This is a genomic window from Frigidibacter sp. MR17.24 (genome assembly GCF_037095655.1).
In the GTDB taxonomy this organism is placed as follows: domain Bacteria; phylum Pseudomonadota; class Alphaproteobacteria; order Rhodobacterales; family Rhodobacteraceae; genus Frigidibacter.
The window spans coordinates 292,468-302,878 of the sequence record NZ_JBAWKE010000004.1; the positions used below are offsets into that span (position 1 = coordinate 292,468).

General features: G+C 69.6%; 7 protein-coding genes. 3 read left to right on the forward strand and 4 right to left on the reverse strand.

What is annotated here, in order from left to right:
* Positions 1-119: 119 nt before the first annotated feature.
* Entirely contained in the window at positions 120-2,570 is a 2,451-nt protein-coding gene (gene gyrB, locus V8J39_RS15815) for a DNA topoisomerase (ATP-hydrolyzing) subunit B (RefSeq protein ID WP_336461894.1), read from the forward strand.
* Between the two features lie 402 nt (positions 2,571-2,972).
* On the opposite strand, the gene V8J39_RS15820 is transcribed toward gyrB, so the two are convergent.
* From V8J39_RS15820 to V8J39_RS15835, 4 genes are all read right to left on the reverse strand, one after another.
* The gene (locus V8J39_RS15820; protein WP_336461895.1) at positions 2,973-6,089 is read right to left on the reverse strand and encodes an efflux RND transporter permease subunit; all 3,117 of its coding nucleotides are present in this window, start codon (positions 6,087-6,089) and stop codon (positions 2,973-2,975) included.
* Positions 6,090-6,098: 9 nt separating this feature from the next.
* A complete protein-coding gene (locus V8J39_RS15825; RefSeq protein ID WP_336461896.1) occupies positions 6,099-7,181 on the reverse strand; it encodes an efflux RND transporter periplasmic adaptor subunit in 1,083 nt (360 codons plus the stop codon).
* A 122-nt stretch (positions 7,182-7,303) separates the two neighbouring features.
* Positions 7,304-7,624, reverse strand: coding sequence for a hypothetical protein (locus V8J39_RS15830; RefSeq protein WP_336461897.1), 321 nt, complete (start codon positions 7,622-7,624; stop codon positions 7,304-7,306).
* A 40-nt stretch (positions 7,625-7,664) separates the two neighbouring features.
* Complete coding sequence (locus tag V8J39_RS15835; RefSeq protein WP_336461898.1) at positions 7,665-8,003, reverse strand: hypothetical protein; 339 nt, start codon at positions 8,001-8,003, stop codon at positions 7,665-7,667.
* Between the two features lie 170 nt (positions 8,004-8,173).
* On the opposite strand from V8J39_RS15835, the gene V8J39_RS15840 reads away from it, so the two are divergent.
* Together V8J39_RS15840 and V8J39_RS15845 are read left to right on the forward strand one after the other, a co-directional pair.
* Positions 8,174-8,899: a response regulator gene (locus V8J39_RS15840; RefSeq protein ID WP_336461899.1), complete on the forward strand. Its 726-nt coding sequence runs from the start codon at positions 8,174-8,176 to the stop codon at positions 8,897-8,899.
* Between the two features lie 53 nt (positions 8,900-8,952).
* The gene (locus V8J39_RS15845) at positions 8,953-10,311 is read left to right on the forward strand and encodes an ATP-binding protein (RefSeq protein WP_336461900.1); all 1,359 of its coding nucleotides are present in this window, start codon (positions 8,953-8,955) and stop codon (positions 10,309-10,311) included.
* Positions 10,312-10,411 lie beyond the last annotated feature (100 nt).

Below are 10,411 nucleotides of genomic sequence, written 5' to 3' on the forward strand. Positions count from 1 at the left end.
CGGGGGGGCATGCATGCCCCCCCGCCCCTGCTTCAAAAGCCCCAAATCTTGTGTGTTGAGGGTGACATTCCCGCCCCGGGACGCTAAAAGTCGGAAGCTTTGAACGAAGGCCGGATCCCATGACCGAAGACAGCCCTAAGACCTCTGCGTATGGCGCGGATTCCATCAAGGTTCTCAAGGGCCTGGAAGCCGTCCGCAAGCGTCCGGGCATGTATATCGGCGATACCGACGACGGCTCGGGCCTGCACCACATGGTCTACGAGGTCGTCGACAACGGCATCGACGAGGCGCTGGCCGGCCATGCCGACTTCGTGCGGGTGAAGATCCACGCCGACAATTCGGTCTCGGTGCGCGACAACGGCCGCGGCATCCCGGTTGACATGCACAAGGAAGAGGGCGTCTCGGCGGCCGAGGTCATCATGACCCAGCTGCACGCCGGGGGTAAGTTCAACAACACCGACACCGACGGCAACGCCTACAAGGTCTCGGGCGGCCTGCACGGCGTCGGCGTGTCGGTGGTGAACGCGCTGTCGGACTGGCTGGAGCTGACGGTCTATCGCGACGACCTCGAGTACAAGGCCCGGTTCGAGGGCGGGATCTGCACCGTCCACGTGCATTCCGTCGGCCCCGCCCCCGGCGAGCGCGGCACCGAGGTGCGCTTCCTCGCCTCGTCCAAGACCACCGACCCCGAGGGCACGTTCTCGAACCTCGACTACAGCTTCAAGACGCTGGAGACCCGCCTGCGGGAACTGGCGTTCCTGAATTCGGGCGTGCGGATCATCATCGAGGACGAGCGCCCGGCCGAGCCCCTGCGCACCGAGCTGTTCTATGACGGCGGCGTCAAGGAATTCGTCAAGTACCTCGACCGGTCGAAGACCCCGGTGATGGCCGAGCCGATCTACATGACCGGCGAGGTCAAGGGCATCGGCGTCGAGGTGGCGATGTGGTGGAACGACAGCTACCACGAAACCGTGCTGCCCTTCACCAACAACATCCCGCAGCGCGACGGCGGCACCCACATGGCGGGCTTCCGCGGCGCGCTCACGCGCACGATCAACAGCTATGCCCAGACCAGCGGCATCGCCAAGCGCGAGAAGGTCGACTTCACCGGCGACGACGCGCGCGAGGGGCTGACCTGCGTGCTGTCGGTCAAGGTGCCCGACCCGAAGTTCTCGAGCCAGACCAAGGACAAGCTGGTCAGCTCCGAGGTGCGCCCGGCGGTCGAGAACCTTGTGAACGAGAAGCTTGCCGAGTGGTTCGAGGAGCATCCCTCCGAGGCCAAGACCATCGTCGGAAAGATCGTCGAGGCCGCCCTGGCACGGGAAGCCGCGCGCAAGGCGCGCGAGCTGACGCGGCGCAAGACGGCGATGGACGTGGCGAGCCTGCCCGGCAAGCTTGCCGACTGCCAGGAGAAGAACCCCGAGTTCTCCGAGCTGTTCCTGGTCGAGGGTGACTCGGCCGGCGGCTCGGCCAAGCAGGGGCGCGAGCGCAAGAACCAGGCGGTGCTGCCGCTGCGCGGCAAGATCCTGAACGTCGAGCGCGCGCGCTTCGACCGGATGCTGTCGTCGGACCAGATCGGCACGCTGATCACCGCGCTGGGCACCGGCATCGGGCGCGACGAGTTCAACCTGGGCAAGCTGCGCTACCACAAGATCGTCATCATGACCGATGCCGACGTTGACGGCGCCCACATCCGCACGCTGCTTCTGACCTTCTTCTTCCGCCAGATGCCCGACCTGATCGAGGCCGGGCACCTCTATATCGCGCAGCCGCCGCTCTACAAGGTCGCGCGCGGCAAGTCCGAGGTCTACCTCAAGGACCAGCAGGCGCTCGAGGACTACCTCGTGCAGGCCGGGATCGAGGGCGCGGTACTGCGCCGCGCCGACGGCGAGGACATCATCGGCCAGGACCTTGCCCGGGTGGTCGAGGAGGCGCGGGCGGTGCAGCGCACGCTCAAGGCCTTCCCGACGCATTACCCGGCCCACATCCTGGAGCAGGCGGCGATCGCCGGCGCCTTCCGTCCCGGTGCCGTCGACCAGAACCAGCAGGGCGTGGCCGATGCGGTGGCCGCGCGGCTGGACGACGTCGCGCTGGAATACGAGCGCGGCTGGCAGGGGCGCCCGACGCAGGACCACGGCCTGCGCGTCGCGCGGATCCTGCGCGGGGTCGAGGAGGTGCGCACGCTTGATGGGCAGGTGCTGCGCTCGGGCGAGGCGCGGCGGCTGGGCAGCTATACCGACGCGCTGGTCGAGGCCTATGGCCAGCCGGTGAAGCTGATCCGGCGCGACCGCGAGCAGCTGATCCACGGCCCGCTCGAGCTTCTGAAAGCGATCCTGCAGGAGGGCGAGAAGGGCCTGACGCTGCAGCGCTACAAGGGCCTTGGCGAGATGAACCCGGAACAGCTGTGGGAGACCACGCTCGACCCGGCGGCGCGGACGCTGCTGCAGGTGAAGGTCGACGACCTGACCGAGGCCGACGACATCTTCACCAAGCTGATGGGCGACGTGGTGGAGCCGCGGCGCGAGTTCATCCAGCAAAACGCGCTGAGCGTCGAGAACCTCGACTTCTGACCGGGTTGCAGGATTGCCCAAAGCGTTTCGCGCCACCCATAAAGTTGCGCGATTTGCCCACGATCTTTCGCTTCACGGGTGCGTACCGAAGGCCGCAAATGCGGAATTTTGGGCGCGTACGCACCCGTGTCAGTCAACTTTGCGGGCGACGCGGACATTCGCGACGAAGCAAGCGCCAAATTTGTGCTCCCAGGGAGTCGTCAGTGATGGTGGGGAATGCGCCCCTCCGATGGTGGCGGGCGTGCGACCTGGGACGCAGGAGCCAGATCGGAAGCAGCGGTGAGCGTCGGACAGCCTTGCAGCTCGTGACGCGGCTGTCGATCGCATCCGGCCGACGGTCTGCTCCGTTTCGCGTGTCTCCACATCCCCTGCCCCAGGGCGATCATCCTGATCGGATCGCGTTCAGCGGCGGCTGCGCAACCGCTCTTCGATCCTTTGCAGGACCGCGAAGGTCGCGGGGACGGTGAACACCGAGAGCACGGTCGACAGCGCCATGCCCGAGACGACAGCGATGCCGATCGAGCGGCTGGCCGAGGCACCGGCCCCGCTGGCCAGCACGAGCGGCATCATGCCCAGGATGAAGGCGAGCGAGGTCATCAGGATCGGGCGGAGCCTCAGCCGCGCCGCCTCGACCGCCGCGTGCAGCACGGGGTGACCCTCGGCCCGCATCTCGCGCGCGAATTCCACGATCAGGATCGCGTTCTTCGCGGCCAGCGCCACCAGCAGGATGATCCCGATCTGGGTGTAAAGCGTGTTCTGCAGCCCCAGCAGCAGCAGCACGCCCACCGTGCCCGCCAGCGCCAGCGGCACCGACAGGATCACGGCAAGCGGGCTGATCCAGCTTTCGTATTGCGCCGCGAGCAGCAGGTAGACCATCAGCAGCGCCAGTCCGAACGCCCAGTAGATCTGCCCGCCCGCCATCGCCTCCTGATAGCTCAGCGCCGTCCAGTCCGTCGCGCTGACGCCGGGGGTGAGGCTTGCCTGAGCCGCCGCCTCGAGCGTCCGCATCGCGCCGCCCGAGCTTTGTCCGGCAAGCTGTGCGCTCAGGGCCGCGGCCGGGTCGCCGTTGTAGAGCGTGACGATCGGCGGCGCCATGGTCTCGGTCACCGACACGACCGACGACAGCGGCACCGCGCCGCCCGAGGCGTTGGGAACGGTCAGGCGCCCGATGTCCTCGGCCAAGGCACGGTGGCTGTCCTCGGCCTGGGCATAGACCTGATAGCTCTGCCCGAACCAGGTGAACTGGTTGACATAGGCCGAGCCGAGATAGCCCGAGAGCGTGTCGAAGACCTTATCCACGTCGACCCCCATCCGTGCCGCCTGCGCCCGGTCGACCGAAACGTCGAGCCGCGGGGCCGCGAAGCTGGTGGTGCTGCGCAGGGATCCAAGCCCGCGCTCGCGCGCTGCGGAAATCAGGTCCTGCGTCGCCTGCGAGAGCCGCGCGAAGTCGCCGCTGCCGTCCTGGAGGGTGACCATCGCCGACAACCCGCCGGTGTTGCCGATGCCCTGGATCGAGGGCGGCGGGATCAGTTGCACCAGCCCGTCCGGTATGTCGGCGAGCCGCGCGCTCAGGTCGCGATAGACCGGAAGCAGCGACAGATCCTTGCCGCGGTCGTCCCAGGGTTTCAGCACGATGTAGGCAAGGCCCGAGGAGCTGAGCGGCGCGTTGTTGTCGGTGAGCGATACGCCCGCGACCGTCACCACGTCGGCCACCGCCGGGTGATCCTTGAGCCGCGCCTGAACCTCGCCCAGCGCGGCGTCGCTGCGCTCGAGCGAGGCGCCGGGCGCGAGCGAGACCGAGGCCAGAAGATAGCCCTGATCCTCGGGCGGCAGGAAGCCGCCGGGCACCCGCGCGAGGCCCAGGAAGGACAGGGCCGCGACCGCCACCCCGGCGATCGCGAGCGCCGTGGCCCGGTGAAGAAGGCGGCGCAGGAGGCGGGCATAGGCGGCCTCGAGCCATGAAAAGCCGCGCTCGAAGCCGCGGAACAGGATGTTGCGCTCGGCCACCGGCTTCGGCGCGCGCATCCAGAGTGCGGCCTGCACGGGCTTCAGCGTGATGGCGTTGATGGCCGAGATCACCGCGGTCGCCGCGATCACCAGCGCGAACTGCTGATACATCCGCCCGGTGAGGCCGGGCAGGAAGGCCGCGGGCAGGAACACCGCGATCAGGACCAGCGTGATGCCGATCACCGGGCCGAACAGGTCCTTCATCGCCGCCTCGGCCGCCTTCGGGCCCGGCAGACCCTTTTCCAGATGTCGCGCCGTGCCCTCGACGATGATGATCGCGTCATCGACGACGATGCCGATCGCCAGCACCAGCGCGAAGAGCGTCGACATGTTGATGGTGAAGCCCAGCCCCGCCATCGCCACCATCGCGCCGACCAGCGTGACCGGCACCGTGGTCGCGGGCACCAGCACGGCGCGCCAGTCCTGCAGGAACAGCAGGATCACGGCCAGCACGATGGCGCAGGCCTCGATCAGGGTCTTCCAGACGGTATGCGCCGCCGCCTCGACGAACATGGTCGTGTCGAAGGGGACGCGGTATTCCAGCCCTTCGGGGAAGGCCCGCGCCAGATCGGTCATCCGCGCCTCGACCGCCTTGGCGACGTCGAGCGCGTTGGCCTCGGGCAGCTGGCTGATGGCCAGCGCCGCCGCCGGTTCGCCGTTCAGCCGGAACACCTGCGCATAGCGCTGCGCGCCAAGTTCCACCCGGCCCAGGTCCGACAGCCGCGTCACCCGGCCGGTCTCGGGATCGGCGCGGACCACGAGGTCGGCCATGGCCTGCACCTCGTCGAGCCGCCCGGTGACCGTGATCGGGGTCTGCGAGCCGGTGCCTTGGGCCATCGGCGGCTGGCCGAGCGCGCCGCCCGCGACCGGCTGGCTCTGCGCCGAGATCGCGGCGGCGACATCGCCGAAGGCAAGGCCCCGCGCGCGCATCCGGTCCGGGTCGAGCCAGACTCGCATCGCGTATTCCCCCGCCCCGAAGATCGTCACGTCGCCGACGCCCGGCACCCGCGCCAATTCGTCGGCGAGGTTGATCGTGGCATAGTTCGACAGGAACAGGCTGTCATAGCGCCGGTCGGGCGAGGTCAGGGCGATGAACTGCAGGATCGCGCTCGACTTCTGGCGCACCTCGATGCCCTGCGACTGCGCGGGCTGCGGCAGGCGCGCCTCGACCGCCGCGACCTGGTTCTGCACGTCGACCTGCGCGAGCGCCGGGTCGGTGCCGATGTCGAAGGTGACGTTGAGCGTGTAGATCCCGTCGTTGGTCGAGGTCGACTGCATGTAGATCATGCCGGGCGTGCCGTTCACCGCCTGCTCGATCGGCTGGGCGACGGTGTCCATCAGCACCTCGGCACTGGCGCCGGGATAGGTCACCTGCACCTGCACGACGGGGGGCACGACATCGGGATATTGCGCGACCGGCAGGCGCAGATAGGCGACGATGCCCAGCACCACGGTCGCGATGGCGATGACATTGGCCAGCACCGGGCGGCGGATGAAGAAGGCGGAGAACATCGGCGGACCTCAGGGCTTGGCGGTGGCGGCGCTGCCGACGGGGGGCGCGGCCGCGACATTCGCGACCACGACGGCGTCGGAGCGAAGGTCGCCGGTGACCGGCAGGAGACCGTCGATCATGCCGCCTGCGACCTGCACGGGGCGTCGGCGCAGGTGGCCCTCCTCGATCGTGAGGACGTGGCGCCCTTCGAGATCCGTTCCGATCGCGGCGGGCGGCAGCATCAGCCGGCGTTGCGGCGCGCCGAGTGCGAGGCGCAGCCGCAGGGTGACGCCGGGCGTGATCATGCCCCCGGCATTCGGCAGCGTCGCCCGCAGCGCGAGAGTGCCGAGATCGGTGGCCAATGTCGGGGCGACATAGTCGAGCCGGGCCCGCAACGGGTAGAAGTCCGTCCCGGTCTGCCCGAGCTCGACCTCGGCCCCGGCCGGGCCAGACGCGCGGATCGTGTCGAGAACCGCGGAGAGATCCGCCTCGGACACCGAGAACTCGACGTGCAGAGGGTCGGTGGCGTAGAGGCTGGCCAGAACCTCGGCACCGCTTGCACCGACATAGGCGCCGGGATCCGCCGTCCGGGCGGAGAGGATGCCGTCGAATGGCGCCGTGATCTGCGTGTAGCCGAGCGTGATGTCGGCCGTGCGTCGCTGGGCGCGTGCGGCGTCGAGATCGGCACGCGCGCCGTCCCGCGCGGCCTCGGCCGCGTCGAGTTGCGACATCGGGGTCACCTGCCGTTCGGCCAGTTCCTGCTGTCGCAGGTAGTCGGCCTCGCTGCGGCGAAGCTGCGCCTCGGCGCCGGCGACCGCAGCCTGAGCGGCGGCGACATCGGCCTCGTAGGGGGCGGGATCGATGCGGAACAGCCGCTCGCCCGCGCGGACGGGCGCACCGTCGCGCACCGGAGCCTCGATCAGGACGCCCGGCACCCGGGCCACCAGATCGACCTGACGGCTCGCGGCGACAGTGCCCGTCGTCTCGAGGTAGCGCGGCACCATCGCGGCCCGCGGTGCGACCGTCCGCAGCTGCGCAGGCGCATCCGCGGCGAAGGCCGGGCTGCAGAGCCCGGCAAAGACTGCCAGGCACAGGCTGTGGAGGCGCGCCATGAAGACCCCTTTCCGTGGAGGATGACGGGGGCCCCGCCGACGCCACGGCGGAGCCCCTTTCGGTCGCGACGACCGGACGGGGGAAGCGGGAACCGGCACCCGACCGTCGGACCGAATGCCGGTCAGTCGAGGTCGATCCAGCGTTCGCGGGTGACCTCGCGGCCGTGAGGCCCCTCGCGGGTGACGGTCCGGTGGCCTTCGCCATCCTCGAAGTCGCGACTGACCTCGCGGTCGACCTCGCCGTCGTCGCCCGACAGGGTCACCTCGCGGTCGCACGAGATGCCATCGCCGCCGTCGCAGTCGCGCTCGACCTCGCGGGTGTAGGTTTCCCCGTTGTCGGTGGTGATCGTCGCGCTGCGGTCGTCATCCGCGCGCGCGGTGGCGACGCCTGCGAGGGTCGCCGCGCACAGGCACATGGCCAGGGTCGTCATCTGACGAGACATGGTTGTCTCCTTCGTCCGTTGATCCGATGGGCGGCGCGACTTACAGGGCGCCGGCAGCCGCCCTGAGCTCGCCGCGCTCGAGCTTGCCGTCGCGGTCGCGATCCGCCGCCGCGAAGGCGGCCTGGCGCGGCGCCGCGAATTCCTCGGGCGAGATCGCGCCGTCGCCGTCACGGTCGAGGCGTGTGAAGCGCGTCTTCGCCATCGTCTCCGCCTCGCTGCGCGAGACGGCACCGTCGCCGTCGGTGTCGATCTGGGCCAGTGCCGTGCCGGGCCGCGACTGCGCCTGCGCCGCGACCGGAGGCAGCGACATCGCGAGGATCAGAAGTGCGGTTCCTCCGCCGATCGCGTGAAGCCTGTCGTTGCTGCGTGCCTTGGTCATCGCGAAGTCCTTTCGTTGTCTTGTGCGATGACCCGAAGATGCGGACCCGCCGTAAGCCGCGGATGTGCGCCGTGTCAGGGACGGTGAAGTTTTGTAATCCCGGATCGCAGGGGAATTTGGTCCGCCGCGGCGATCCGCTATCTTGCAGGGCAAGCCGGAGGGATCACCCGATGCCGAACACCGCCACCGCTCCGCAGATCGCCCTGGTCGAGGATGATGCCGAGCTGCGCGGCCTGACCGCGGCCATGCTTGCGGAGGAGGGCTTTGCCGTGACGCCGCTCGCCGATGGCGCGGCGCTCGACCGCCACCTCGCGCGGGCCACGCCCGACGTGCTGCTTCTGGACCTGATGCTGCCGGGCGAGGACGGGCTGTCGATCTGCCGCCGCCTCGCGCCGCAGGGACGGATGCGGATCCTGATGCTGACCGCGCGCGGCACCGAGATCGACCGCATCGTCGGGCTGGAACTCGGTGCCGACGACTATCTGCCCAAGCCCTTCCATCCGCGCGAGCTGGTGGCGCGGCTTCGCGCGATCCTGCGGCGCGGGATCGACACTCCCGCCGGGCCGCGCGACTTCGCCGACTTCCTCGACTTCCGGCTCGACATCGCCGGGCGGCGGCTGACCCATCGCCCCTCGGGGGGCGAGATCGCGATCTCCTCGGGCGAGTTCGACCTGCTGGCCTGCCTCGTCGGCGCGGTCGGCCGGGTGCTGAGCCGCGAGCACCTGCTCGATACGACGCGCGGGCGCGCCGGCGGCCCCTTCGACCGGGCGATCGACGTGCAGATCTCGAAGCTCCGGCGCAAGCTGGGCGACGACGCGGCGAGCCCGCAGATCATCAAGACCGTGCGCGGCGGCGGCTACATGTTCGCGCCGCGCGTCGAGCGGGGCACGGCATGAGGGGGCCCGGGCTTGCCGGACGGCTGATCCTGTCGCTGGCGCTGGGTCTTTGCGTGCTGCAGCTGCTGATGCTGTCGGTCTATCTCGCCGACCGGCGCGAGACGGCGCCCGACGCGCGGCTGCTGCCGTTCCCGGCGCAGCTTGCCGACATCGTCACGCTGTTCGACCGGGCGACGCCCGAAGAGCGCAGCATGATGGTGCACGGCTTCTCGGACGGGCTGATCGACCTGCAGACCGCGGCCGAGCTTCCGCCGGCGGTCGAGAGCGACGCGGGCCTCGTCGCGCGGCTGCTCGGCCGGGCCGAGGGCGAGGTGCCGCTGCCCTGGGCGCGCGAGCTGATCGCGGGCGCCTCCGACGTGCTGAGGGACCGCCCGCTTCGCCTCGCCATCCCCGCTGCGGCGGCGGATGCGCCCCTGCCGAAGCTTCGTGCGGCGCTGTCGCCCGGACGGGCGCGGATCGCGGTGGGGCTGGCCGACGGTAGCTGGCTGATCGTGCAGCGTCGCCAACAGGCGCCGTTCACGGTGCTGGGCATTCCCGCCGGCATCCTGTCGGCGCTGCTGAGCGCCGGGTTCGCGGTCTTCGCCATCGCGCTGGTCTGGCGCGAGACCCGGCCCCTGAAGCCTCTGTCCCAAGCCGCGCGGCGCTTCGGCGCGACGCTGCAACCGCGACCCCAGCCGGAAACGGGCGCCCCGGACCTGCGCGACCTGATCCGCGCCTTCAACGCGATGCAGCACCAGATCGCCGAAGCCGACCGCGCACGCACGGACATGATCGCGGCACTCTCGCATGACGTGCGCACACCGCTCGCGCGGCTGTCGATGCGTCTGCGCAAGGCGGATGCGACGCTTCAGGAGGCGGCATTCCGCGACATCGGCGAGATCTCGCATCTGGCGGATGCCGCGCACGACTATGCCGCCACGGATTTCGTCAGGCTGACCGAGTGCATCACGATCGACAGCCTCTGCGCCGACCTCGCCCGGCTGCATGCGCACAACCCGGCTGTCGCCATACTTCCGTCGACGGACCGACAGATCCCCGTCCTCGGCAACCGCCAGCTCCTCCTGCGCGCGCTTGGCAATCTCATCGACAACGCCGTCAAATACGGCGGGAGTGCCCGGGTCACCGCAACGAGGACAAGAGGCGAGGTGGCAATCGAGGTGTCGGATCCTGGCCCGGGCATCGCCGCCACCGAGCGTCGCCGGTTGCTGGAGCCCTTCCAGCGCGGCGACCTCGTGCGCCAACGGAATACGACTGGCGGCGGTGAAGGTCTGGGCATGGGGCTTGCGCTGGTCCAGCGGGTGGCCTCACGCCACCACGGAAGGTTCTCCTTGAACGATGGTCGCGAGGGAGGCCTCTGTGCCCGCCTGACGCTCCCGATTGCGGGAGCCGCGCCGTTAAAGACGAAATTATAGATCAAACCGGCGTTGTTGCACTTATCAGTGAGGCGGATTCACGTCGTGAATCCTGCACGTTAGCTTCGGGCCATGCCGAAGCCCTCTTCCCCTCGCTATC

Coding starts and splice junctions, on each gene's coding strand:
- gyrB (WP_336461894.1), top strand. CDS start 120: ATGACCGAAGACAGCCCTAAGACCTCTGCGTATGGCGCGGATTCCATC.
- V8J39_RS15820 (WP_336461895.1), bottom strand. CDS start 6,089: ATGTTCTCCGCCTTCTTCATCCGCCGCCCGGTGCTGGCCAATGTCATC.
- V8J39_RS15825 (WP_336461896.1), bottom strand. CDS start 7,181: ATGGCGCGCCTCCACAGCCTGTGCCTGGCAGTCTTTGCCGGGCTCTGC.
- V8J39_RS15830 (WP_336461897.1), bottom strand. CDS start 7,624: ATGTCTCGTCAGATGACGACCCTGGCCATGTGCCTGTGCGCGGCGACC.
- V8J39_RS15835 (WP_336461898.1), bottom strand. CDS start 8,003: ATGACCAAGGCACGCAGCAACGACAGGCTTCACGCGATCGGCGGAGGA.
- V8J39_RS15840 (WP_336461899.1), top strand. CDS start 8,174: ATGCCGAACACCGCCACCGCTCCGCAGATCGCCCTGGTCGAGGATGAT.